Source organism: Curtobacterium sp. MCLR17_034 (assembly GCF_003234485.1).
GTDB lineage: Bacteria > Actinomycetota > Actinomycetes > Actinomycetales > Microbacteriaceae > Curtobacterium > Curtobacterium flaccumfaciens.
In genome coordinates this window covers 186,622-210,287 of record NZ_QKTH01000003.1, presented here as the reverse complement: position 1 = coordinate 210,287, position 23,666 = coordinate 186,622, and the positions used below count along the sequence as shown (strand labels likewise).

The 23,666-nt window shown below is 71.4% G+C and carries 28 protein-coding genes; 21 read left to right on the top strand and 7 right to left on the bottom strand.

Annotated features, from left to right (window positions below):
* Positions 1-20 precede the first annotated feature (20 nt).
* A complete protein-coding gene (gene proC / locus DEI98_RS05495; RefSeq protein ID WP_111095285.1) occupies positions 21-851 on the top strand; it encodes a pyrroline-5-carboxylate reductase in 831 nt (276 codons plus the stop codon).
* 87 nt (positions 852-938) lie between these two features.
* On the opposite strand, the gene DEI98_RS05490 is transcribed toward proC, so the two are convergent.
* Positions 939-1,634: a TrkA family potassium uptake protein gene (locus DEI98_RS05490; RefSeq protein WP_217499818.1), complete on the bottom strand. Its 696-nt coding sequence runs from the start codon at positions 1,632-1,634 to the stop codon at positions 939-941.
* A complete protein-coding gene (locus DEI98_RS05485; RefSeq protein ID WP_111100156.1) occupies positions 1,627-3,060 on the bottom strand; it encodes a TrkH family potassium uptake protein in 1,434 nt (477 codons plus the stop codon). Before DEI98_RS05485 ends, DEI98_RS05490 begins: the two co-directional genes overlap by 8 nt.
* A gap of 74 nt (positions 3,061-3,134) precedes the next feature.
* Between DEI98_RS05485 and DEI98_RS05480 the strand changes: the two genes are divergently transcribed.
* The 5 genes from DEI98_RS05480 to DEI98_RS05460 all read left to right on the top strand — a co-directional run bounded on the left by DEI98_RS05480 (position 3,135) and on the right by DEI98_RS05460 (position 4,822).
* On the top strand, positions 3,135-3,650 hold the full coding sequence (locus DEI98_RS05480; RefSeq protein WP_051596885.1) for a helix-turn-helix transcriptional regulator: 516 nt from the start codon (positions 3,135-3,137) through the stop codon (positions 3,648-3,650).
* A 137-nt stretch (positions 3,651-3,787) separates the two neighbouring features.
* Positions 3,788-3,982 carry a helix-turn-helix domain-containing protein gene (locus tag DEI98_RS05475; protein WP_017888579.1) on the top strand — a complete coding sequence of 65 codons (195 nt, stop codon included), beginning with the start codon at positions 3,788-3,790 and terminating at the stop codon, positions 3,980-3,982.
* A gap of 109 nt (positions 3,983-4,091) precedes the next feature.
* The gene (locus DEI98_RS05470) at positions 4,092-4,190 is read left to right on the top strand and encodes a 30S ribosomal protein bS22 (protein WP_003792170.1); all 99 of its coding nucleotides are present in this window, start codon (positions 4,092-4,094) and stop codon (positions 4,188-4,190) included.
* A gap of 87 nt (positions 4,191-4,277) precedes the next feature.
* Positions 4,278-4,532: a glutaredoxin family protein gene (locus tag DEI98_RS05465; protein WP_071247435.1), complete on the top strand. Its 255-nt coding sequence runs from the start codon at positions 4,278-4,280 to the stop codon at positions 4,530-4,532.
* Positions 4,529-4,822, top strand: a complete 294-nt coding sequence (locus tag DEI98_RS05460) for a Dabb family protein (RefSeq protein ID WP_110863414.1) — start codon at positions 4,529-4,531, stop codon at positions 4,820-4,822. The genes DEI98_RS05465 and DEI98_RS05460 overlap by 4 nt, the downstream gene beginning before the upstream one ends.
* A 147-nt stretch (positions 4,823-4,969) precedes the next feature.
* Here the strand turns inward: DEI98_RS05460 and aspS are convergent, their stop codons facing one another.
* On the bottom strand, positions 4,970-6,310 hold the full coding sequence (aspS, locus tag DEI98_RS05455) for an aspartate--tRNA(Asn) ligase (RefSeq protein ID WP_027466337.1): 1,341 nt from the start codon (positions 6,308-6,310) through the stop codon (positions 4,970-4,972).
* Positions 6,311-6,481: 171 nt separating this feature from the next.
* Between aspS and DEI98_RS05450 the strand changes: the two genes are divergently transcribed.
* On the top strand, positions 6,482-6,820 hold the full coding sequence (locus DEI98_RS05450; protein ID WP_111095155.1) for a hypothetical protein: 339 nt from the start codon (positions 6,482-6,484) through the stop codon (positions 6,818-6,820).
* Positions 6,820-7,065 carry a hypothetical protein gene (locus DEI98_RS05445; RefSeq protein ID WP_146243428.1) on the top strand — a complete coding sequence of 82 codons (246 nt, stop codon included), beginning with the start codon at positions 6,820-6,822 and terminating at the stop codon, positions 7,063-7,065. Before DEI98_RS05450 ends, DEI98_RS05445 begins: the two co-directional genes overlap by 1 nt.
* On the opposite strand, the gene DEI98_RS05440 is transcribed toward DEI98_RS05445, so the two are convergent.
* Positions 7,042-7,443, bottom strand: a complete 402-nt coding sequence (locus tag DEI98_RS05440) for a MerR family transcriptional regulator (RefSeq protein WP_371830603.1) — start codon at positions 7,441-7,443, stop codon at positions 7,042-7,044. The two genes, DEI98_RS05445 and DEI98_RS05440, sit on opposite strands and share 24 nt — an antisense overlap.
* Before the next feature lie 42 nt (positions 7,444-7,485).
* On the opposite strand from DEI98_RS05440, the gene DEI98_RS05435 reads away from it, so the two are divergent.
* The 6 genes from DEI98_RS05435 to ccsB all read left to right on the top strand — a co-directional run bounded on the left by DEI98_RS05435 (position 7,486) and on the right by ccsB (position 13,815).
* On the top strand, positions 7,486-8,979 hold the full coding sequence (locus DEI98_RS05435) for a SulP family inorganic anion transporter (RefSeq protein ID WP_110863412.1): 1,494 nt from the start codon (positions 7,486-7,488) through the stop codon (positions 8,977-8,979).
* Positions 8,980-9,046: 67 nt separating this feature from the next.
* Complete coding sequence (locus DEI98_RS05430) at positions 9,047-9,703, top strand: histidine phosphatase family protein (protein WP_071406299.1); 657 nt, start codon at positions 9,047-9,049, stop codon at positions 9,701-9,703.
* Positions 9,700-10,338 carry a TlpA disulfide reductase family protein gene (locus DEI98_RS05425; RefSeq protein ID WP_111100154.1) on the top strand — a complete coding sequence of 213 codons (639 nt, stop codon included), beginning with the start codon at positions 9,700-9,702 and terminating at the stop codon, positions 10,336-10,338. Before DEI98_RS05430 ends, DEI98_RS05425 begins: the two co-directional genes overlap by 4 nt.
* 45 nt (positions 10,339-10,383) lie before the next feature.
* Positions 10,384-11,082 (top strand): cytochrome c biogenesis CcdA family protein, encoded by a 699-nt coding sequence (locus DEI98_RS05420; protein ID WP_110863490.1) that lies wholly within the window; start codon positions 10,384-10,386, stop codon positions 11,080-11,082.
* On the top strand, positions 11,066-12,790 hold the full coding sequence (locus DEI98_RS05415) for a cytochrome c biogenesis protein ResB (RefSeq protein ID WP_258370744.1): 1,725 nt from the start codon (positions 11,066-11,068) through the stop codon (positions 12,788-12,790). The genes DEI98_RS05420 and DEI98_RS05415 overlap by 17 nt, the downstream gene beginning before the upstream one ends.
* A gap of 5 nt (positions 12,791-12,795) precedes the next feature.
* On the top strand, positions 12,796-13,815 hold the full coding sequence (gene ccsB, locus DEI98_RS05410) for a c-type cytochrome biogenesis protein CcsB (protein ID WP_111032117.1): 1,020 nt from the start codon (positions 12,796-12,798) through the stop codon (positions 13,813-13,815).
* Between the two features lie 273 nt (positions 13,816-14,088).
* On the opposite strand, the gene DEI98_RS05405 is transcribed toward ccsB, so the two are convergent.
* Positions 14,089-15,081, bottom strand: coding sequence for an o-succinylbenzoate synthase (locus DEI98_RS05405; RefSeq protein WP_111100153.1), 993 nt, complete (start codon positions 15,079-15,081; stop codon positions 14,089-14,091).
* A 118-nt stretch (positions 15,082-15,199) separates the two neighbouring features.
* Between DEI98_RS05405 and DEI98_RS18240 the strand changes: the two genes are divergently transcribed.
* Genes DEI98_RS18240 through DEI98_RS05385 form a run of 4 tightly spaced genes read left to right on the top strand, consistent with a single transcriptional unit; the run spans position 15,200 to position 18,887 of the window.
* A complete protein-coding gene (locus tag DEI98_RS18240; protein WP_139196600.1) occupies positions 15,200-15,745 on the top strand; it encodes a hypothetical protein in 546 nt (181 codons plus the stop codon).
* A gap of 31 nt (positions 15,746-15,776) precedes the next feature.
* Complete coding sequence (locus tag DEI98_RS05395) at positions 15,777-16,706, top strand: 1,4-dihydroxy-2-naphthoyl-CoA synthase (protein ID WP_071406303.1); 930 nt, start codon at positions 15,777-15,779, stop codon at positions 16,704-16,706.
* Positions 16,706-17,845 carry an AMP-binding protein gene (locus DEI98_RS05390; protein ID WP_111100152.1) on the top strand — a complete coding sequence of 380 codons (1,140 nt, stop codon included), beginning with the start codon at positions 16,706-16,708 and terminating at the stop codon, positions 17,843-17,845. Before DEI98_RS05395 ends, DEI98_RS05390 begins: the two co-directional genes overlap by 1 nt.
* Before the next feature lie 40 nt (positions 17,846-17,885).
* The gene (locus tag DEI98_RS05385; protein ID WP_111032004.1) at positions 17,886-18,887 is read left to right on the top strand and encodes a 1,4-dihydroxy-2-naphthoate polyprenyltransferase; all 1,002 of its coding nucleotides are present in this window, start codon (positions 17,886-17,888) and stop codon (positions 18,885-18,887) included.
* Between the two features lie 45 nt (positions 18,888-18,932).
* On the opposite strand, the gene DEI98_RS05380 is transcribed toward DEI98_RS05385, so the two are convergent.
* A complete protein-coding gene (locus tag DEI98_RS05380; RefSeq protein WP_111100151.1) occupies positions 18,933-19,268 on the bottom strand; it encodes a DUF4229 domain-containing protein in 336 nt (111 codons plus the stop codon).
* Positions 19,269-19,332: 64 nt separating this feature from the next.
* Between DEI98_RS05380 and DEI98_RS05375 the strand changes: the two genes are divergently transcribed.
* Together DEI98_RS05375 and menD are read left to right on the top strand one after the other, a co-directional pair.
* Positions 19,333-19,692, top strand: coding sequence for a PLDc N-terminal domain-containing protein (locus tag DEI98_RS05375; RefSeq protein WP_071406307.1), 360 nt, complete (start codon positions 19,333-19,335; stop codon positions 19,690-19,692).
* Positions 19,685-21,433: a 2-succinyl-5-enolpyruvyl-6-hydroxy-3-cyclohexene-1-carboxylic-acid synthase gene (gene menD / locus DEI98_RS05370; RefSeq protein WP_111100205.1), complete on the top strand. Its 1,749-nt coding sequence runs from the start codon at positions 19,685-19,687 to the stop codon at positions 21,431-21,433. Before DEI98_RS05375 ends, menD begins: the two co-directional genes overlap by 8 nt.
* Positions 21,434-21,527: 94 nt before the next feature.
* Here the strand turns inward: menD and DEI98_RS05365 are convergent, their stop codons facing one another.
* Complete coding sequence (locus DEI98_RS05365; protein ID WP_111100150.1) at positions 21,528-22,787, bottom strand: isochorismate synthase MenF; 1,260 nt, start codon at positions 22,785-22,787, stop codon at positions 21,528-21,530.
* 86 nt (positions 22,788-22,873) lie between these two features.
* Between DEI98_RS05365 and DEI98_RS05360 the strand changes: the two genes are divergently transcribed.
* Entirely contained in the window at positions 22,874-23,665 is a 792-nt protein-coding gene (locus DEI98_RS05360) for a demethylmenaquinone methyltransferase (protein ID WP_111100149.1), read from the top strand.
* Position 23,666 lies beyond the last annotated feature (1 nt).

Here is a 23,666-nt window from a genome sequence, read left to right as displayed (position 1 = left end):
GCGTCGGTAGGGTCGGGAGCATGACGATCGACCTGCCCCGCACCGCCCTGCTCGGCGTCGGCTCCATGTCCGGCGCGGTCCTCGACGGCCTGCTCGCCGCGGGACTCGACCCGGCCACCGTGACCCTCACCACGAAGTCCGAGGCGTCCGCTGCTGCTCACCGGGAGCGCGGTCTCGACGCCACCGCGAGCGACACCGACCCCGACGCCAACCGCTCGGCCGTCCGTGGTGCGGCCCTCGTCGTCGTCGGCGTGAAGCCGTACATGATCGCGGACCTGCTCGACGAGGTCGCCGACGACCTGGAACCCGGCGCCGTCCTGGTCAGCGTCGCCGTCGGCACCACCACCGCGAGCATGGAGGCACGGGTGCCCGCCGGCGTCCGCGTCGTCCGTGCCCTGCCGAACACCCCGATCGGCGTCGGCCAGGGCGTCACCGGCATCAGCGCGGGCACCTCGGCCGACGCCGAGGCCGTCGCGCTGGCGTCGTCGGTGTTCACCGCCTCGGGCGAGGTCATCGAGGTGCCGGAGTCGCAGCTCGACGCGCTGTCCGCCGTGTCGGGTTCCGGTCCCGCCTACGTCTTCCTGCTGGTCGAGCAGTGGCAGCGTGCCGCCGAGGAGCTCGGGTTCACCCACGAGCAGGCGGCGACGATGGTGCAGGGCACCGTCCGCGGCGCCGTCGAGCTGCTCGAGCGGTCGGGTCGTGAGCCCGCCGATCTGCGCCGCGCGGTGACGAGCCCGAAGGGCACGACGGAGCGGGCCGTCGCGGTGCTGCAGGACGCCGACCTGGCGGACACGCTGCTGCGCGCGTCGCGTGCCGCGATCGCGCGTGCCGAGGAGATCGCCGCGTCGTAGACGCACACCGCGTCGTGGACGCAACCGCAGTGCGGACGGGAGGCCCGGGGCGACGCCGCCACGGGCCTCCCGTCCGTCCGGTGGCCGTTACTCGTAGGCGGCGAAGCGCTCCAGGTCGGTCTCGGAACCCGAGACGATGATGACGTCGTCCTCACCGATGACGCTGTCCGGCGTCGCCGGCACGAACGGGCTGCCGGGCGGCTTGATGCCGAGCACGGTCAGGCCGAAGCGGGTGCGGATCACGGTGGTGGCGAGGTCCTTGCCGCGGACCGCGCGCGGCGGGAACATCTTGACGACGGCGAAGTCGTCGTCGAACTCGATGAAGTCGAGCATCCGGCCGGAGACCAGGTGCGCCGTGCGCTCGCCGGCCTCGCGCTCGGGGTAGACGACGTGGTTGGCGCCGATGCGGGACAGGATCGTGCCGTGCGAGCGGCTGATCGCCTTCGCCCAGATCTGCGGGACGCCGAGGTCGACCAGGTTCGCCGTGATCAGGACGCTCGACTCCAGGTCGCTGCCCGTGCCGACGACGGCGATGGCGAAGTCCTGCGCGCCGATCTGCCGGAGCGCGTCGATGTCGGTCGCGTCCGCCTGCACCGCGTGGGTGACCCGGTCGGACCACTTCTGCACCAGTCCGGCGTCGGTGTCGACGACGAGCACCTCGCGGTCCTGGCGCTCGAGCTGGCCGGCGGTGGCGGCGCCGAAACGCCCGAGCCCGATGACCAGGACGGGGGCGTCGTGACTGATGGCACCGTGCTGGTGCGACGAACGGGTGCGGTCAGCCAACGATCGGCCTCTCCTCGGGACGGCGGAACAGTTGCCGGCTCTGGCTGGCGGCCAGGGCAGCGGCGATGGTCACTGTACCGACCCGGCCGAGGAACATGGTGGCGGCGAGCACGTACTTGCCCGGTTCCGGCAGGTCTGCGGACACGCCGGAGGACAACCCACTGGTCGAGAAGGCCGAGATCACCTCGAACAGCACCCGGTCGAGCGAGTCGTCGGTGATCTGCAGGAGCACCACGGTCGCGACGGCCACGATCGTCGCTCCCCAGAGCACGATGGCCACCGCGACCCGCAGGACGTCGCTCGGGATCCGGCGACCGAAGGCCTCCATGCTCTGGCGACCGCGGGCCTCGGCGACCGCGGCCAGGAACAGCACCGCGAGGGTCGTCACCTTGATGCCGCCGGCCGTCGAGGCGGACCCGCCACCGATGAACATGAGCATGTCGGTGACGAGCAGGCTCGAGCCGTTGAGCTGGTCGAAGTCGACGAGCGAGAAGCCTCCCGAGCGGGTCATCGTCGACAGGAAGAGCGCCTGGAACGCGGTGCGCCCGGCTCCTTCGTCGCCGAAGGTCGTCGGGTTCGACGCCTCGAGTGCGGTGTAGACGACCGCGCCGCCGAGGAGCAGGATCGCGCTCGTCGCCAGGGTGAGCTTGACGTGGATCGGCCAGCGCCGCGGGGTGCGCAGCTGCTTCGTCAGGGCACGGATCACCGGGAACCCGATGGACCCCGCCACGACGCCGATCATCAGCAGCGTCAGGAACCAGTAGTCGTGGGCGAACGGGTCGAGGCCGTCGGCGTTCGGCGAGAACCCGGTGTTGGTGAAGGCCATCGCCGCGTAGTAGAAGGAGTCGCCGACCGCGGTCCAGAACGGGATGCCGGCGATGAGCACCGACGGCAGGAGCAGCAGACCGAGGACGATCTCGATCGACAGCGTGCTCACCGCTACCGTCGCGAGCAGGGTGCCGACCTCGCCGAGCCGGACGGCCTGCCCCTCGGGCACGGCCCCGTGGTGGGTGCGGAGCGGGTTCGAGTCGCCGGCCGCCATGAGCTTGGCGCGCAGGCCGAGCTTGCGGGTGACGAACAGGCCGAGGATCGACGCGAAGGTCAGGACACCGACGGCGCCGATCTGGGTGCCGATGACCACCAGGACCTTGCCGAACACCGACCAGTGCGTCGCCATGTCGACCGTGGACAACCCGGTGACGCAGACCACCGACGCCGCGGTGAACAGGGCGTCCGCGAAGTGGGTGCTGCTGCGGTCCGCGGTGGCCCACGGCGTCATGAAGAGCACCGTGAACAGGAAGATCAGCGCGATGAACACGACGATCGCCAGTCGGGACGGCGACGAGCGCAGCACCGTCGCGATCCGGCTCGCTCGCCGTCGGCCGACACTCACGTGGTGCGGGATCGGCTCGGTTCGGTCGAGCATGCGTATGCCTCCGAGGACATGGGCCGGGACGGTTCGTCATGGTACATCCGTGGTGCCCCGGCTAGCCTTGCCCCATGGCCGACATCTTCTCCGTCGTGGCGGACCCGACCCGGCGCGAGCTGCTCGGCACGCTGTTGTCCGCCTACGGTTCGGACGTCACCGGCGGGGAGCTCAGCGTCGGCCAGCTCGTCGAACGCCTCGGGGTCAGCCAGCCCACGGTGTCGAAGCACCTGCGTGTCCTGCGCGACATCGGGCTCGTCACCAGTCGCGAAGAAGGGCAGCACCGCTACTACCGGCTCGACCCGGAGCCGCTCGTGCACCTGGAGGACTGGGTCCTGCCGTTCACGGGCGCGGTCGACGCCGACGGCACCCCGGCCACCACCGCGTGGACGCCGGACGGCCAGCCGGTGTCGATCCGCCGGAACGGCACGGCCGGCAAGGCGACGGTGGAGGTGGGCACCGAGCTCGGTCGTGTGATGGCCGAGGCGTCGTACCGGGCGACCGCGGCGATCTCCGGCGCGCAGCAGGGCTGGGAGCGCGTCGTCGACCGCAGCCGCAAGCGCTTCACCCGCCGGGGCGACGAGGACTGATTCCGCGGCACGGCAGGTGGGCTCGTGGCGCGGACTGATCCTGGACACCGGGTCGCACACGCCTCTACAGTTGCCACTGACCACACAGGTCACACCACTGGCGTGCGCAGCGCGCGTGCGAGCCCCGAAGGCGGACCATGACCGGCAGTTTCGACGACGTGCGCTTCCTCACCGTCGCTGAGGTCGCCGAGATGATGCGCGTCTCGAAGATGACCGTGTACCGGATGGTGCACGCCGGTGAGCTCCCCGCCATCCGCTTCGGCCGCTCGTTCCGCGTCCCCGAGTCGGCCGTCGCCGACGTGCTGCGCGGTGGCGTGGCGGACGTCGGCTGAGCGCGCGTTCGACATCACAGCGGGCAGCCGGTAGACTCGGGCAGGTTGATTTTCCGCGGTCTCTTCGGCCCGGTGTCCGTACATCAGCATCAGTCCGAGCGAGGTCCACATGGGTTCTGTCATCAAGAAGCGTCGTAAGCGCATGGCGAAGAAGAAGCACCGCAAGCTCCTTCGCAAGACGCGTCACCAGCGCCGCAACAAGAAGTAGACCCTCACAGGTCTGCGCAGGTCGGAGGACCTGCACGAGAAGCCCCGGTTCGCCGGGGCTTTCGCGTTCCCGGGCTACGCTGGGACCATGCCCGCAGTGACGTTCCTGACGAAGCCCGGATGCCACCTCTGCGACGACGCCCGACCCGTGGTCGAACGCGTCGTCGCCGACCACCCGGGGGTCACCCTGCAGGAACGCTCGATCCTCGACGACGACGCCCTCCGCCAGGAGTACGCGGAGGACATCCCCGTCGTGCTGATCGACGGGCGCGTCCACAGCAACTGGCACGTCGACGCCGACCGGCTCGCACGTGCGCTCGAGAAGGCCGAGGCCCGCGCATGATCTCCCACGTCGTCTCCTGGTCCCTGCGGACCGACCTCGACCGCACCGCGTCGATCGCCCGCATCCGCGAACTCCTGACCGGTCTGGTCGGCACCGTCGAGTCGATCCGGTCGCTCGAGGTCGTCGAGAACGTCGCCTACCCGGACAAGAACCACGACGTCGCCGTGGTCGCCACCTTCGACGACCTCGCCGGACTCGACGCGTACCAGGTGCACCCGGAGCACCAGGCCGCGGCAGCGGAGATCCGCGAACTGGTCACGGCGCGGGCCGCCATCGACTGGGAGAGCTGAGCCGGGCCTCCCGTCCGCGCGCGCTCGGCGCTCCGCGTCGCGCTCGTCGCTCCGCGTCGCGCTTCGTGAGCAGCAATGGTCGCCTCCCGCATCGGGAGGCGACCATTGCTGCTCACCATGCGCGCGCGCGCTCGCCGCGCACGGGTCCTACGGGGTCAGGCGCGTCGGGCCACGGAACAGGTAGGTGACCTCGCGGATCGACGGCTCACCGAGCATCAGCATCAGCACGCGTGCGAGGCCCATGCCGAAGCCGCCGTGCGGCGGGACGCCGTAGCGGAAGAAGTCGAGGTACCAGCCGAGCTCCTCCGGGTCGAGACCCTTCTCGACTGCCTGCGCCTCGAGCACGTCGACGCGGTGCTCACGCTGTGCACCCGTGGAGATCTCGGCGCCGTTGAAGATGAGGTCGTAGCTGTTGGTGACCGACGGGTCGCCGGGCTTCCGCATGTGGTAGTACGGCCGGATCGAGGCGTCGTACTCCGTGACGAACACGAACTCGGAGCCGTGGTGCTCCTTCGCCCAGGCGGCGACGCGGCGCTCGCCCTCGGGGTCCAGGTCACCGTCGGCGCGGACGACGTCGTAGCCGCTGTCGGCGACGATCTTGCGCGCGTCGGCCAGGGTCACGCGCGGGAACGGCGTCGCAGGGACCTGCAGCTCGAAGCCGAAGACCTCCGCGATGTCCTTGCCGTACTTCTCCTTGACGGCGGTGATGCCGGCGACCAGGACCTCTTCGTGCATCGCCATGACGTCCTCGTGGGACTCGATCCACGAGAACTCGGCGTCGACGCTGGTGAACTCGGTGGCGTGGCGGCTCGTGAAGGACGGGTCGGCGCGGAAGGCGTCCGCGATCTCGAACACGGCACCGAAGCCGGCCGGCTGCGCCATCTGCTTGAAGTTCTGCGGCGACTGGGCCAGGTAGGCGGTCGTCTCGAAGTACTCGAGCTGGAACAGCTCGGCGCGCGACTCGGATGCCGACGCCATGAGCTTCGGGGTGTGGATCTCGATGTAGTCGCGGTCGACCCAGTACGTGCGGAACGCGTGCTCCAGCGTCGTCTGGATCCGGAAGATCAGGTTCTGCTTGCGGTTGCGCAGGTCGAGGAAGCGCCAGTCGAGGCGCTTGTCGAGCGACGAGTCGTCGGCGATCGGGGTCTCCGGGATCGCGGCGCTCACCACCTGCAGCGCACCGATCTTGACCTCGAGCCCGCCGAGCTTCACGCGCTCGTCGTGCTTCAGCGTGCCGGTGACGTGCACGAAGGTGCCGTGCGCCAGGCCGGAGATCTCGTTGGTGGTCGCGAGGGCGGACTGTGCGGCGTCGTCGCCGTCCTCGGCCTCGCGCGTCGCCGGGTTCACGAGCTGGACGGCGCCGGTCTCGTCGCGCAGCACGACGAACTGCACCTTCTTCTGGTCTCGGACGGTCTCGACCCATCCGGCCACGGAGACGGGACCGTCGGGGAGGGCTGCCAGGTCGGCGATGCGGGTGCGTTCGATCACGGTGGTCGAGTCTAACCGCCTGCGTCCGGGGGCGTGGGCGGCGGGGTTCTTCCCTCCACAGGGCCGCCTGCGTCCGATGTTCTCCACCGATGGCCGGGAGGCCCGTGGCGGCATGCGTGGACTCCGTAGCGTTCTCGACGTGGCCGGGTCGCGGGACGAGAGGGGGACCGGGTGGGGACGGGGACGGGGGAGCTCGCGACCTGGCCGCCTGCGGCGGTCGCGGTGGTGGTGGCTGCACTGTGCACGACGGCGTTCACGTTGCTCGTGGCGGTCGTCGGTGGGCTGTGGGCGGTCATCCGGTGGCGGCGGGACGTCGCGCGGGAGCAACGGGACCGCTACTGGGCGCGGTTGACCGTGGTGTTCGACCTGATCACCGCGGCCGAGGTCGGGCGCCGCGAGATCGGCCGGAACCTGGCACAGGCGATGTACGACATGCAGAAAGTGCCTGCCGGAGAAGAACCCGCTGCGAGGGTGCTTGCGGAACTGTTCATCGAGAAGAGGAGACCGTGATGACGACTCGTCTGCGCCGTGCCTGGCGAGAGCTGGTTCGGAAGGAGGACACAGTTCCCGCGGAGCGGCCGTACATCGGTCCTGCGCCTGGCGAGAGCATGTGGGACTGGGCGCAACGTGGGGCGATCGACTGGCAGCTCCACGTGGAAGAGGGGGAGCTCAAGCTCGAACTCGAACGGCAGCGCATGCGCGCCAGGGTGCTCGCCGAGGACGTCGCCACGTCAGGGGAGCGACGCGCGGAGTGACCCGAGCGTGCCGATGAACTCCTCGGCCATGCCGGCCCGCTCGACGAGCTTGGCGTGCCGGGCGCGGGCATCCTCGAGGTACGCGTCGAGGCGGGCTGCCAGCGCTGGTTCGTCCTCGGGGTCCTTCGTCGCGAGGGCGTCGACCACGCGGAGCAGCTCGGCCATCTCGTCGAGCGTGAACCCGAGCGGCTTCATCCGGCGGATCACGAGCAACCGTTCGAGGTCCTGCGCCGTGTAGACCCGGAACCCGCCGGTGGTGCGGCCGCTCGGCACGAGCAGCCCGACCTCGTCGTAGTGCCGGATCGTGCGCAGGGACATGCCGGCGCGGTCGGCGAGCTCGCCGATGTGCATCGTGTCGGGGACGTCGCTGGTGCTCACGGCGTACGACTCTACCCTCACGTGAGGGTAGAGTTCCGATCGATGTCCGTGATCACACACGCGCCGACGGCCCCGAGCGTCCTCGCCGCCCTCCGCTCGCCCCGCATGCTCACCCGAGAGGTCCTGGCCGGCATCGTCACCGCGCTGGCCCTCATCCCCGAGGCGATCTCGTTCTCCGTCGTCGCCGGGGTCGATCCCGCGGTCGGCCTGTTCTCGAGCGTCGTCATCGCGATCGTGATCTCGATCGTCGGTGGTCGCCCCGCGATGATCTCCGCCGCAGCCGGCTCGGTGGCGCTCGTCATCGCCCCGCTCGTCCGGGAGCACGGGATCGAGTACCTGGTGCCCGCGATCGTCCTGGGCGGCGTGTTCCAGCTCGTGCTCGGGTTCCTCGGGGTGGCACGGCTGATGCGCTTCATCCCGCGCAGCGTCAACGTCGCGTTCGTGAACGCCCTGGCCATCCTCATCTTCACCGCCCAGCTGCCGAACCTGCTCGGCGACGACGTGCCGTTCATCGTCTGGCCGCTGACCGTGCTCGGCATCGCGATCATCGTCGGCTTCCCGTTCCTGACGAAGGCGATCCCCGCGCCGCTCATCGCGGTCGTCGTCGTCACCGGTCTCACGATGGTGTTCAGCGTCGCCGTGCCGACGGTCGGCGACGAGGGCGAACTGCCGACGGCGCTCCCGGGCTTCGGCGGCATCACGACGCCGTTCACCTTCGAGACGCTGCAGATCATCGCTCCGTACGCGTTCGGTGTCGCGATCGTCGGGCTGATCGAGACCCTGCTCACCGCGCAGCTCGTCGACTCCATCACCGAGACGGGCTCGAGCAAGTGGCGCGAGTCGTGGGGTCAGGGCGTCGCGAACATCGCGTCCGCCTTCTTCGGTGGGACCGGCGGCTGCGCGATGATCGGCCAGACGGTGATCAACGTGAAGACCGCGGGTGCCCGAACCCGCGTCTCGACCTTCGCGGCCGGGGTCTCGGTGCTGGTCCTGACGATCGTGCTCCACGACCTCGTGGCCCAGATCCCGATGGCGGCACTGACGGCGGTCATGCTCATGGTCTGCGTCGCGACCTTCGACTGGCACAGCATCCGACCGCGCACCCTCCGACGGATGCCGCTCGGCGAGACCGCGGTCATGCTCGTCACCGTCGTGGTGGTCGTCGTGACCGAGAACCTCGCGACCGGGGTGCTCGTCGGCGTGGTCGTGGCGGCCCTGGTCTTCGCCCGACGGGTGGCGCACGTGGTGACCGTGGTGCGCGAGCCGGTCGACGACCGCACCGTGCGGTACCGGGTCCGCGGGGCATTGTTCTTCGCCTCGTCGAACGACCTCGTCACGCGGTTCTCCTACGCCGAGGACCCGGAGCACGTGATCATCGACCTGGCCGACGCCCACGTGTTCGACGCGTCCACGGTCGCGGCGCTCGACGGGGTCGAACAGCGGTTCGCGAAGCACGGGTCGACCGTCGAGGTGGTGAACCTCGACACGGGGTCGATCGCGCTGCACGGGCGGCTCTCCGGTGAGCTCGGCGGCTGAGTGCTTCCGCATCCGGTGAATCACCTGAGGGGTCGGTGGGAACCGCGGGCGACCTACACTGGAACCCATGCCCGCGACCCGTCTCCACCTCGTCCGGCACGGAGAGGTGCACAACCCGGGCCGCGTCCTCTACGGCCGGCTCCCGGGCTTCGGGCTGAGCGACCTCGGCACGCGGATGGCGCAGGCCTCCGCGACCGCCTGGAAGGACGCCGGCATTGACGTGCGTCGGATCGTGGCGTCCCCGCTGCAGCGCACGCAGGAGTCCGCTGCGCCCTGGTCGGCCGCCTACGGGCTCGACGTGACGCTCGACGAGCGCCTGATCGAACCGACGAACCGCTACGAGGGGCAGCCCCCCGGGTTCACGAAGCGCTCGCTCGGCCGCCCGGCGGAGTGGCCGTGGATCGCGAACCCGCTGCGTCCCAGCTGGGGCGAGGCGTACGAGTCGATCGCCAACCGCATGCTCGCGGCGATGACCACGGCGTGGGAGAGCGTGGACGAGGGCGACGTCGTCCTGGTCAGCCACCAGCTGCCGATCTGGATGGTCCACCGGAAGCTCGCGGGGGAGCCCCTGTGGCACGACCCGCGCAAGCGCCGCTGTGACCTGTCGAGCATCACCACCGTCGAACGTGTGCCCGCCACGTCGACCGGTCGGTTCACCGAGGTCGGGTACGCGGACCCCGCGCAGGAACTGCGCGCGACCGCCGTCGACGAAGGAGCAGTATGAACAGCACGAAGCGTGCGCGCGTCATCAGCAAGCGGTTCGCGGTCCTCGCAGCGACGGCCGTCGCAGCCGTGCTCGTCCTGTCCGGCTGCTCGTCGGACAGTGGCGGCATCGCGAAGCAGTACGGCAACGGCACGACCCAGAACTACATCTCCGGTGACGGTGCCGTGACCGAGGTCTCCGCGAAGGACCGCACCGAACCGGTCACCTTCCGGGCCGAGGACTCGAACGGTGACACGGTCTCGTCGAAGGACCTCCGCGGCAAGGTCGTCGTCCTGAACTTCTGGTACGCCAGCTGCCCCCCGTGCCGTGCCGAGGCGAAGTACCTCAACAAGGTGCACGACGAGTACGCCGACGCCGACGACGTCGCGTTCATCGGTGTCAACGTCCGCGACGAAGCAGCGACCGCGGCCGCCTTCGAGCGCACCTTCGACGTGCAGTACCCGACGGTCCTCGACCAGCGCACGGGCACGATGCAGCTCGCGATGTCCGGGCAGATCGCACCGAACGCGGTGCCGGCCACGATCGTCCTCGACACGAAGGGCCGCGTGGCCGCCCGGGTCCTCGGCGCGATCGACGGCACGAGCATCCTGCAGACCCTGGTCAGCGACGAGCTCGACGCCGGCAAGGCCTCCTGACCCGTGGCCTCCAACCCCTTCGCCGACGCGATCCTGAGCGGCCAGATGGCCGTCGCGCTGCCCGTGGCGGCGCTCGCCGGGCTCGTGTCGTTCCTGTCCCCGTGCGTGCTGCCGCTCGTGCCGGGGTACCTCGGGTACGTCGGCGGTGTCGCCGAGGGCGGGCAGCGTCGGGGACGTGTGGTGCTCGGCGTGCTGCTGTTCATCGCCGGGTTCACCGCGGTGTTCGTGGCGTACACGACGGTGTTCGGCGCGCTCGGCTTCTGGCTCGTGCGGTGGCGCGACCTCATCACGCAGATCCTCGGGGTCGTCGTGATCGCGATGGGCCTGGTGTTCGTCGGTCGGTTCACGTTCCTGCAGCGCACCATCAAGCCCAGCTGGACCCCGGCCACCGGGATCCTCGGCGCCCCCCTGCTCGGCATCGTGTTCGGCCTCGGCTGGACCCCGTGCCTCGGCCCGACGCTGGCGGCCATCAACCTGCTCAGCGTGCAGTCGGGCAGCGCCTGGCAGGGCATGTGGCTCGGGGTGGCGTACTGCCTCGGGCTCGGCATCCCGTTCGTCCTCGTCGCCCTCGGCGCCGGCTGGGCCACGGGGGCCATCGCGGCGGTGAAGCGTCACATGCGCACCGTCAACATCATCGGAGGAGCGATCCTGATCGTCATCGGTCTGCTCATGGTCACCGGTATCTGGTCGGCCGTCATGTCGAGCGTCGGGGCGGTGATCCAGAGCTTTGTCCCCGCGGTCTGACCTGAACGAGCACATCCCGACGGGCGCAGGCGACGGGGCCGACAGCGCCTCCGACCCGCAGCGACCGTCCGACCACGTCGACGGCTCCGCCCCCACCGACGGTGGCATCAACCAGCCGAAGCTCGGCTTCGTGGGGTACCTCCGCTTCTTCTGGCGGCAGCTGACGAGCATGCGCACGGCGCTGTTCCTGCTCATGCTGCTCGCCCTCGCGGCGATCCCGGGGTCGCTCGTGCCGCAGCGCACCGCCGACCCGAACGGCGTCGTGCAGTACAAGGCGGACCACCCGCAGCTCTACCCGGTCCTCGACAAGCTGCAGGTCTTCGACACCTACACCTCGGTGTGGTTCTCCGCGATCTACCTGCTGCTCTTCATCTCGCTCATCGGCTGCATCGTGCCCCGCACGAAGCACCACTGGCAGGCACTGCGGACCCGTCCACCGAAGACCCCCGCGCGCCTGACGCGACTGGCGGGCTTCCGCACCGTGGCGGTGCAGCCGGACGCGATGATCGACGGGACGACCGGGATCGACGCGACCACGGGCCTCCCGTCCGCCGAGCACGCGGTGACGCGCGCGATGGCGATCCTGAAGCGGTCCGGGTACCGCGTCGAGCGGTTCGGCGACTCGGTGAGCGCGGAGCGCGGCTACCTGCGCGAGACCGGCAACCTGGTGTTCCACGCCGCCCTCGTCGGGGTGCTCCTGGCGGTCGGCGTCGGCGGTGGTTTCGGCTTCACCGGACAGCGCCTGCTGGTCGAGGGCCAGACGTTCTCGAACGTGCTCGGCTCGTACGACTCGTTCAACCCCGGTCGCTGGTTCCAGCAGACCGACCTCAAGGGCTACAACCTCCGGCTCGACAAGTTCGTGACGAAGTACGAGGAGCGCAACCTCGACGCCCTCGGGCAGGCGCTCGACTACTCGGCCACCGTCACGAGCACCGAGAAGGGCGGCGAGCCGAAGACGAGCCGTCTCGGCGTGAACGATCCCCTGCACGTCGGCGGCACGAACGTCTACCTGCTCGGCAACGGCTACGCGATGCAGGTCACGGTGCGCGACGGCGACGGCAACGTGGCCTTCAAGGACGTCGTGCCGTTCCTGCCGGAGGACGCGAACTACACCTCCACCGGCGTCATCAAGGTGCCGGACGCGAAGCCGGACCAGCTCGGCATGGTCGGGTTCTTCTACCCCACGGCATCGAAGCTCGCGAGCGGCGCCTACTCGAGTGCCTACCCGGACACCCAGAACCCGCTGCTGACGCTGCAGGTCTACACGGGCGACCTCGGGCTCGACAGCGGCGTGCCGCAGAGCGTGTACACGCTCAGCACCAAGGGGCTCGACCAGATCGCCGGTCGGCAGTCGGACACCGCGAGCATCGCGCTGAAGCCCGGCCAGACGAAGAAGCTGCCGGAGGGCGCCGGGTCGATCACGTTCGACGGCGTCAAGCGGTACGTCTCCCTCGACGTCCACCACGACCCCTCGCAGCTCTGGGTGGGCGGGTTCGCCCTGCTCTCCACCCTCGGCCTGCTCACCTCGCTGTTCGTCCCGCGCCGTCGCGTCTGGGTGAAGGTCGTCCCGCGCACGGACACGGCGGGCGGCGAGTACGACCTCGAGTACGCCGGACTCGCACGCGGCGAGGACCCGAACCTCGAACGGGCCGTCGCGGACATCGCACAGCGCCACACGTCGGACCTCGGAGTTAGGATGCCCCAGTGAACGACATGACCACGAACCTCGCGACCTACTCGGTCGTGCTCACGTACTCCGCGATGGCGGTGTACGTGGTCGCGTTCATCTCGTTCGCCCTCGACATGGCCAAACGCTCCGGCGACGTCACGGCCGCCGCGAAGACCGCGGGTGCCGACGACAGCTCGGCCGACGCGGCCAGCGCTGCGGCAGCACCCGGCGCGAAGACGGTCGCGACCGTCCGCGGCGGCACCGTCGTGCTCGAGCAGGTCGCCGCACCGCCGTCGGGTGGCTCCGCCGGACGCGGCACGAAGTTCGAACGCGTCGGCATGGCGATGACGATCCTCGCGCTCGTCCTGCACGTCGCCTCGGTCGTCCTCCGCGGCATCGCGGCGGACCGTGTGCCGTGGGGCAACATGTTCGAGTTCTCGCTGACCGGCACGGCGCTGATCACCCTGATCTTCCTGCTCGTGCAGTTCTGGCAGAACCTGAAGTTCCTCGGCGTCTTCATCACCGGCCTGACGATCATCCTGCTCGGCATCGCGACCGTGAACTACTGGGTCCCCGTCGTCCCGCTGCAGCCGGCCCTGCAGTCGTACTGGCTGGTCATCCACGTGTTCGTGGCGATCGCCGGCACCGGGTTCTTCGCGCTCGGCGCGGGGCTCGCGGTGGCGCAGCTCGTGCAGACGTACCGCCAGGGCCGCACGGCCTCCGGCAAGCTCCGCTTCATGGCGACGCTGCCCGACGCCGACCGGCTCGAGGTCCTGACCTACCGCGTCCTGCTCGTCGGCTTCGTCCTCTGGACGTTCACGCTCATCGCCGGTGCGATCTGGGCCGAGCGCGCCTGGGGCCGCTACTGGGGCTGGGACACGAAAGAGGTCTGGACCTTCATCATCTGGGTCGTCTACGCGGGCTACATCCACGCCCGTGCGACCCGTGGCTGGCGCGGTGCGCGGTCGTCCTGGCTGGCCCTCATCGGCTTCGCTGCGGTGATGTTCAACTTCTCGGTCGTGAACGTCTTCTTCAAGGGCCTGCACAGCTACTCGGGTCTGTGAGTCACGCGGGTCGCTGACGCGGCCCTGGTCGCGACCACGACCGGACGGGAGGCACGGTGCCAGCTGGCACCGTGCCTCCCGTCCGTCGTCCGGGGTGCGTGCACGGCCAGGAAGACGCCGTCGTGTCGGTGGGACGCCGCCTCGTCGGGGAGACGCCGCTGATTACGGCGGCGTCTCGATGACTCGGCGGCGCCGAAAGGAGACGCCGGCGTCGAACTGAGACGCCGGCGTCTTCCGGAGACGACCGCGTCTCGTGAGGACGGGGCGGGTGCGCTACCCGGCGGCGGCGAGCAGTGCGTGCACGCGGGCCACCCGCGCACGCCACCACACCGTGCGCTCCGGCGACGCGGCGTAGCGCTCCACCTGCGCCGCAGCGACGTCGACGCGGCGCACCGGCACCCGACCGCCGACCGGCAGCAGCGGATCGGTCGTGACGTCCCCGGCGAACATCGCGGCCGTCCCGAGCCCGGCGGCGTACCCGGGCGTCATCGCCGAAGCGGCCAGGAACGCTCCCATGCCGAGCCCGACCGAGGTGTCGAGCGCACTGGAGACGACGCACGGCAACCCGGCGTCGGCGATGACGGCACGGGCCGCGGTGATCCCCCCGAGCGGCTGGGCCTTCACGACCAGGACGTCGGCAGCGCCGGCCCGGGCGACGGCGAGGGGATCGCTCGCCTTCCGGACGCTCTCGTCCGCGGCGACCCGGACGCCGAGGCCGGCGATCCGCGACCGGAGCTCCGCGAGCTCGGGCACCGTCGCGCAGGGCTGCTCGGCGTACTGCAGGTCGAACGGTGCGAGCCGCTCGAGTGCCGCGGCGGCCTGCTCCACGCTCCACAGCCCGTTCGCGTCGACCCGGACCGCGGCCTCGGGCCCCATCACCAGGCGGACCGCGGCGACACGGGCGACGTCGTCGTCGACGGTCGTGCCGGGCTCCGCGACCTTGACCTTGGCGGTGGTGCACCCGGGGTACCGAGCGAGCAGGTCGGCGACGTCGTCGGCGGCGATCACCGGGACGGTGGCGTTGACCGGCACGGAGTCGGCGGCCGGTTCGTGGTCCGTCCACCCGAAGTCGACGGTGGCGCGCAGCCAGGCGGCGGCCTCGGCGTCGTCGTACTCGACGAACGGCGAGAACTCGGTCCAGCCGGCGGGTCCGCGCAGCACGACCGCCTCGCGCGTGGTGATGCCGCGGAACCGCATGCGCATCGGCAGGGCCACCACGTGGGCGTCGGCGAGGAGATCGGCGAGGTCGGGGAGCACGTCCGCCATCCTCCCACCGCACCCAGGGGCCCTGCCGGATCCTCGGAGGGGACCGCCAGGGCAGGGCACTAGCATGCATCGGTCGGCCTCGGTCGGCAGGGGAACGACCCGGAACGAGGGAGGCTCGGTGGCGGTGGATCCGCGGCAGCGCGCAGCACAGCAGCGCGCATCGCAGCGCCCGTCCGACCCGTCGAGCGCCGGAGCGGCACGCCCGGCAGCATCGGCTCGTCCGGCAGCTGCAGCCCGACCCGCGGCGGCGACCCGCCCGGCAGCGGGTGCTCGATCCGCGGCGGCTCCCGGGCGCGACTCCGATGACTTCGCCCGCCTCATGCAGCGCAACACCGTCGACGTCCGGCAGACGGGTGGCACGAAGCGCCGCAACCCCGTCGTCGGCAAGATCGCCCTCGGCCTGGCCGTGGTGTCCGCCGCTGTGGACGCCAGTGCCTTCGCCGTGTTCATGGGCGGTGACACGAACTTCGCCTTCGGGATCTGCTTCGTCGTCGTGTTCCTGACGCTCGTCGCCGCCGTGCTCGGGTTCGTCGCCGCCGTCGGCTCGTTCGGACGCTGGTACGGCGCCGTCGGGGTCGTCCTGGCGTTCTTCGCGAACCCCGTCATCCTCATCGTCATCATGGTGTTCGTCGCGCCGGAGATCCTGACCGACATGGGCGCCTGACCCGCCAGACGCCCGGCGGTACGTTGGGAGCATGGCTGCTCCCGTCTCCGACCTGTTCGACCCCGACGTCTGGACCACCGCTCCGATCGCGGAGCAGTTCACCGACATCACGTACCACAAGCACGTCTCCAAGGGCATCGTCCGGGTCGCCTTCGACCGTCCCGAGGTCCGCAACGCCTTCCGCCCGCGCACGGTCGACGAGCTCTACCGCGCCCTCGACGACGCCCGGCAGGACCCCCGTGTCGGTGTCGTGCTGCTCACCGGCAACGGCCCGAGCCCGAAGGACGGCGGGTGGGCGTTCTGCTCCGGCGGCGACCAGCGCATCCGGGGGCGGAGCGGCTACCAGTACGTCGGTGACGAGGGCGCCCCGCCCGAGGGCGTCGACCCCGCGGCCGCCCAGGCATCGATGGGGCGGCTGCACATCCTCGAGGTCCAGCGGCTGATCCGGATGATGCCCAAGGTCGTCATCGCGGTCGTCCCCGGCTGGGCTGCGGGCGGTGGGCACTCGCTGCACGCGATCTGCGACCTCACCATCGCGAGCGCCGAGCACGGGAAGTTCAAGCAGACCGATGCCGACGTCGGCTCGTTCGACGGCGGCTACGGCAGCGCCTACTACGCCAAGCAGATCGGGCAGAAGTTCGCCCGCGAGGTCTTCTTCCTCGCGCAGGAGTACTCCGCCCAGCGCGCGTACGAGATGGGTGCGGTGAACGCCGTGGTGCCGCACGCCGACCTGGAGCGCGAGGCGATCCGCTGGGGCGAGATCGTGCTCGGCAAGTCCCCGACGGCGATCCGGATGCTCAAGTACGCGTTCAACGCCGTGGACGACGGCATGGTCGGCCAGCAGGTGTTCGCGGGAGAGGCCACGCGGTTGGCCTACGGCACCGACGAGGCGGTCGAGGGTCGCGACTCGTTCCTCGAGAAGCGCGCTCCCGAGTGGACCGCGTTCCCCTGGCACTACTGATGCCCCGTCCGCTGGTCGCGACCGGCACGTCGGACCCGACGGCCGTGCTGCGCGGCCTGGAGGCAGCACTCGCCGGCGGCCCCGCACTGCTCCCCGTCGCCGAGGGGGCTCCTGCACTGCCGACGCCACCGCCGGCCGAGGTCCGTCAGGCGGTCGCCCTGGTGGTCGAGACCAGCGGGTCCACCGGCACCGGCAAGCGCGTGGCGCTCTCGTCCGAGGCGCTCCTCGCCGGTGCCGCCGCGGCGGACGCGGCACTCGGTGGGCCCGGGCGCTGGGTGCTCGCACTGCCGACGCACTACATCGCCGGCATCAACGTCCTGACCCGCTCGATCACCGCGGGCACCGACCCCGTCGTCGTGCCACCCGGGCACTTCGCGGCCGCCGCGTTCACCGAGGCGGCCGAACGGCTCGTCACCGGTCCGGCCGCGCCGCGTCGCTACACCTCCCTGGTGCCGGTGCAGCTCGCACGGGTGCTCGACGACCCGGACGCCACGCGTGCGCTCGCCCGGTTCGACGCGGTGCTGGTCGGCGGGCAGGCCACCCCGGCGCCGCTCCGGCAGCGGGCGCTCGACGCCGGGGTCCGGATCGTGACGACGTACGGTGCGAGCGAGACGAGCGGTGGATGCGTGTACGACGGCGTCCCGTTCGGCACGGTGCGCACCGCGCTGGTCGACGGTGAGCTGCACCTGGCGGGGCCGATGCTCGCCGAGGGGTACCTCGACGACGACGCCCGCACGGTGTCGGCCTTCGTCGAGCGGGACGGGCTGCGCTGGTACCGGACCGGGGACACCGCGACCCTCTCCGACGGCGTGGTCCGCGTGCTCGGACGCCTCGACGACGTGGTGATCTCCGGCGGCGAGAAGGTCCAGCTCGGTGCGGTCGAACGGCTCGTCCGCGGGCTCCCAGGACAGGAGAGCGCCGTCGTCGCCCGGCGTGCGGCGGGGGAGTGGGGCGAGGTCCCGGTCGTCGTCACCGAGCAGCCGCTCGACCTCGAGGCCGTACGTGCCCACGTCGGAGCCACCCTGGGGCGTGCCGCCCGCCCGGCCGACGTGGTCCTGGTGGACCGGATCCCGATGCTGTCGTCGGGCAAACCCGACCGTCGGGCCGTGCAGGCGCTCGTCGACCCGGGCCGCCCGTAGGGACCGCGAGCGGCCGGGTGGCGCATCGGCAATATGATCGGTGCTCGTGGCACGAACGAAGAACTCGACGCAGAAGCAGGGCCGGTCCGGCAACCCGGCGAAGGCCGCTGCCCCCGCCCGCACCAAGCGGAAGGCGACCGCGCGCGACTGGATCGGCGGCGCACGCCTGCGCACCCTGACCCTCGGTGTCGTCCCGGTCGTGCTCGGCACCGCCGTCGCGTTCGTCGACAGCGGGGAGCCCGGCGACTTCGGCGACTACCTGGCGAAGGACGGCCACCTCGCGGTCGCGCTGCTCGCCCTGGCCGTGGCGCTGTTCCTGCAGATCGGTGTGAACTACAGCAACGACTACTCCGACGGGGTCCGCGGCACCGACGAGTACCGCGTCGGCCCGGCACGACTCACCGGGGCCGGCCTGGCCAAACCCCGGACCGTGCTCACCGTCGCCCTGACGTTCTTCGGCCTGGCCGCGGTCGCCGGCCTGGTCATCGTGCTGCTCACCCAGCTGTGGTGGCTGCTGCTCGTGGGGGCCGCCGCCATCGTCGCCGCCTGGTTCTACACGGGCGGCAAGAAGCCGTACGGGTACAACGCCCTCGGCGAGGTCTTCGTCTTCGTCTTCTTCGGGCTGGTCGCCGTGCTCGGCACCCAGTTCGTGCAGATCCGCGAGGTCACGGTCAGCGGCTGGGCAGCCGCGGTGGCCGCCGGCTTCTTCGCCTGCGCGGTCCTGATGGTGAACAACATCCGCGACATCGACGAGGACCAGCTGGCGGGCAAGCGCACGCTCGCCGTGGTCGTCGGCCGTCCGGTGGCCCGCGTCCTGTACGGCCTGTTCCTGATGCTGCCGTACGTCGTGCTGCTCTGGTTCGTGCTGCTGTACTTCCGCACGGGCTTCACGTACTTCTCGCTGCTGCTTGCCCTGCCGGCGCTGGCGATCGGGGTGTCGTCACGGAAGCCCCGCGAGCTCATCACGGCCCTGCAGCTGTCGTCGTTCGCCTCGCTCGCCTTCGGCGTGGTGCTCGGGATCACCCTGGCCATCCAGCCGTAGCCGTTCCGGCTGCTCGACCGGACGGCCCCGCCCTCGCGCTCGGAGTCAGTCGGCGTCGGTGTCCCGGCGCGCCTCGTGCCGGTCCGCGTCGGACACCGGACGGACGGTCGGGGTGGCCGCGGCGTCGGAGTCGGCGGCGTCGACGAAGTCGTCCTCGAAGTCCGAGTCGGCGTCCCGCTCCGGGGCACCGCGGCGGTTCGCCAGGCTCAGGGCCACCTGCGTGCGCAGTCCGGACAGGGCGATGTACGAGATGAGCAGGCCCACCAGGGCGGCCACGATCGTCGCCCAATACCACGGCATCGGCGTCAGGAGCAGGAGGAGCACGAGCGCCACCACGAAGATGCCGAGCCGAGCCAGGGTGTACAGGAGCCACGCTTTCACACGGTGAGTCTACGGAGCGCCGACCGGCAGGGGCATCACAGGGTCGCGACCTAGACTTCACCGCATGGTCCGCTTGTGGTTGATCGTCGCCGTGGCCGCCGTCGCCTTCACGGTGTACGCGGCCATCGACTGCGGCACGATGCCGCGTCAGCGCGTCCGTTCCCTGCGTCGCGGCGTGTGGCTGCTGCTCGTCATCATCCTGCCCGTCCTCGGTGGCGTGCTCTGGTTCCTGCTGGGCCGCACCCCGGCGGCCGACCCCGGTGCGTCGGCCCGCTACCGTGGACCCGAAGACGACCCGGACTTCCTCGGCACCACGCCGGAGCCGGGCACCACCCTCACGGACAAGGACCAGGACGACGCGACCCTCCGAGACCTCGAAGACCAGTTCCACGAGCGCGACGACGACGGCCGCACCGATCGCTGACGGGCCCGCCGGTTCGGGCAGCCCGGCGACGGACACCGCGCTCGCCCTCCTGCAGGAACTCGTGCGTGCCGGCGTCACCGACGTCGTGGTGAGCCCCGGTTCGCGCTCCCAGGCACTCGCCCTCGCGGCAGTCGCCCTCGAGCGCGCCGGCGGGTTGACCGTGCACGTGCGGTTGGACGAACGGACCGCCGGGTTCTTCGCACTCGGGCTCGCCGTCGAGACGCACCGACCCGCAGCGGTGGTGACGACGTCGGGCACCGCGGTGGCCAACCTGCACCCCGCCGTGCTCGAGGCGCACCACTCCGGCGTGCCGATGATCGTGCTGAGCGCCGACCGTCCCGACGAACTGCGCGGCATCGGCAGCAACCAGACCACCGTCCAGCCGGGGATCTTCGGCCAGGCCGTCGCCTTCGTCCGCGACGTCGAGGCCCCGTCGGCGCACGGCGTCGACGGCTCGGTCCGCGACACCCTGCGCACCCTCGCCCGCCAGGCGGTCGCCGCCGCAGCCGGGCACACCGGACAGCCCGGTCCCGCGCAGCTCAACGTCGCGTTCCGCGAGCCGCTGTCGGCCGGACTCGCCCCGGAGCACGTCAGCCCCGTGCCCGAGGACGAGGTCGACCTGGCGTTCGCGACCCGCCGGGCGCACACGGGTCTGCCGGTCGCCGAACTCACCCCGGACGACGAACCGGGCACCGTCGTCATCGCCGGGCACGACGCCGGCGAGGACGCCGAGCGGATCGCCTGGGAACTCGGGGCGCCGCTCCTCGCCGAGGTCTCGAGCGGCGCGCGCTTCGGCCGCAACCTGGTCGTGGCCTACCGCGAACTCCTGCGCGACGCCGACCACGTCGGCGCCGTCCGCCGCGCCGTCGTGCTCGGCCACCCGACCCTCAGCAGAGAGGTCCCCGCGCTCCTGCAGCGCGACGGGGTCGAGACGATCGTCGTCCGCGGACCGGCGGCCGACCCCTTCGACCCGGCCCGTGCCTCCCGACCGGACGCCGTGACCACCTTCGTGTCCGACGTCCGCGTGACGGGCCGCACCCGGCCGGAGCACCGTGCGTGGGTCGGCCGCTGGGTCGGCGCCAGCCGACGGATCCTGGGGGACGGCGATGCCGGCCCGGACCTCGACGCCAAGCGCTCCGCCGACCGCGCCGAGCGGAACAAGTTCCTGCGTGACGAGGTCGCGCTCCGTCGCCGACCCGTCGACCGGGCCATGCTCGCCGAGGCCGTCTGGGGGGTGACCTGGCCGCACGACCGGCTGGTCCTCGGGGCGTCGCAGCTCATCCGTGAAGCCGACGCCCGGGTGCTCGGCAAGAAGATCCGGGTGCACGCGAACCGCGGGCTCGCGGGTATCGACGGCACCGTCTCGACCGCACTCGGCATCGCCGCGGCGCTCGAGCAGTCCTCGGCCTCCGTGGGCACCACACGCGTGCTCCTCGGCGACCTGACCCTGCTGCACGACCTCGGAGCGTTCGTCACCGGCACCGAGGAACGCACCCACCGGGTGCAGGTCGTCGTCGGCAACGACCACGGCGGCGCGATCTTCCGCGGGCTCGAGGTGGCGAAGACCACGCCCGACGCCGACATGCGGCGGATGATGTCGACCCCGCAGCACGTCGACGTCGAACGGGTCGTCACGGGCCTCGGGTGGGAGTACCGCCGGGCGGCGACGTGGGGTGACCTGGAGCGGGTGCTCACCGATCCAGCCGAGCGGGTCGTGATCGAGGTCCCGCTGGCCGACTGACCACCCAGCGGCTGTCGGCGACCGCGAGGGTCGCGCGACCGCGTGGGTCCCGCGACCGCGCGGATCGCGCGACCGCTTGGATCGCGCGCCTGCCTCAGGCCAGGGCGTCGGCGATGGGCCGGAACTTCAGGGCCGTCTCGGCGACCTCGCGCGCCGGCTCCGAACCGGCCACGATCCCGGCCCCCGCCCAGGCCCGCACGGTGCCGTCGTCGTCGATCCGGGCGCTGCGGAGCGCGAGCATCCACTCGCCGTCACCCGTCGCGCTCATCCAGCCGACCGGCCCGGCGTAGCGGCCCCGGTCGACGCCCTCGAGCTCGGCGACGAGCCGCACGGCCACGTCCGTCGGGGTCCCGGCGACCGCGGCCGTCGGGTGCAGGGCGTCGGCGACGTCCAGCGACGTGGTGTCGGGCGGCAGCGTGGCCTGCACGTCGGTCGCCAGGTGCCACAGGTTCGGCAGCTGCAGCCGGAACGGTTCGGCGTCGGCGCGCAGGTCCGTCGCGAGCGGGGCGAGGGCCGCGAGCAGACTGTCGATCGCGAAGGTGTGCTCCTCGACGTCCTTGGCACTGCTGGCCAGGGCCTCGGCGGCGGCCCGGTCGGACACCTCGTCGGTGCCCCGGGCGGCGCTGCCGGCGAGCACCCGTGCGGTCAACCGTGTGCCGTCGGTGCGGGCGAGGGTCTCGGGGGTGGCGCCGACCAGTCCGTCCACCGCGAAGGTCACGCACTGCGGGTAGGCCGACGCGAGGTCGAGCAGGACCGCCCGTCGATCGGCTCCCGGCGGCAGCGTCCCGACGAGGTCGCGGGCGAGCACCACCTTGCGGGCACCCCCGGCCACGATGCGGCGGACCGCCTCGGTCACGTTGGCGGCGTAGGTGTCCTCGTCGATGTGCCCGGGACGCAGGGCCACGGACACGTGCGGCCCGACGTGGGGGACCGGGACCGAGGTCCGGGTGAAGGCCAGGGGCTCCGCGCCGAGCGTGGTGTCGATCGCGGTCAGCCAGGCCTTGCCGCGACGCCGACCGAGGACCACCCGGGGCACGATGAGCACGCTCTCGTCGGCGGAGTCGTCGGCGAAGGCGAACGACCCGAACGCGACGAGCCCCGAACCGCGCAGCTGCACCGGGTCGTCGACGACGGCGGTCTCGACGATGCTGCGCCAGAGGGCCGCGGCGTCCCGCATCCGGTCGGGGCCGGTGAACGTGAACCGGAGCGCCTCACCGATGCCGACGATGCCGTCGCCGTTCCGGACGAAGGCGAGGGGACGGTCGCGGAGCGTGTGGCGGAGGACGGCGCCCGGGTCGTCGAGGATCCGGGTCGAGACCGTCAGCGGGGGCGCCGCCGTGGTGGTTCGGGTCACGGCTCCGATGCTACGCGCCGATCCCGCACCGCCCGGGTGGCTGCGAGTCCGGTGAACGCTCGGTCGGGACCTCTAGGATTGATCGTGTGAGCAGAGCGGACCTGAACAAGCGCCCGGACGAGGTGGCGGCGATGTTCGACGACGTCGCGGCCAAGTACGACCTCACGAACGACATCCTGTCGGCGGGCAACGCCCCGCTGTGGCGTGTCGCGACGGTCCGCGCGGTCGACCCGCAGCCCGGCGAGAAGGTCCTCGACATCGCCGCGGGCACCGGGACCAGCGCAGCGGCCTTCGCCAAGAAGGGCGCCGAGGTCACCGCGCTCGACCTGTCCGCCGGCATGATCGCCGTCGGCCGTGAACGCCACCCCGAGATCACCTTCGTCGAGGGCAATGCCGAGCAGCTGCCCTTCGACGACGACACGTTCGACGCCGTCACGATCTCGTTCGGGCTGCGCAACGTGAACGACCCGAAGCAGGCGCTCGCCGAGATGCTGCGCGTCCTGAAGCCCGGTGGCCGCGTCGTCATCTGTGAGTTCTCGACGCCGCCCCGCGCCCTGCTGCGCTTCGGCTACGGCACCTACCTGAAGCGCGTGCTCCCGGGCATCGCGCGGCTCTCGAGCAGCAACCCGGCCGCCTACCGTTACCTCGCCGAGTCGATCGACGCGTGGCCCGACCAGCAGGTGCTCACCCAGTGGCTCCGCGGTGTCGGCTTCTCGGTGGTCGCCTACCGCAACCTGACGGCCGGTATCGTCGCACTGCACCGTGGCCGCAAGCCCGTCGCCGACACGGTGCGCGAGTCCGCGGCACGGCGTGCGAAGGCCCGCCGTGACCACCAGAACACCGGCGAGCAGCCGCGCGTCGACCCGGCCGCCGACTGAC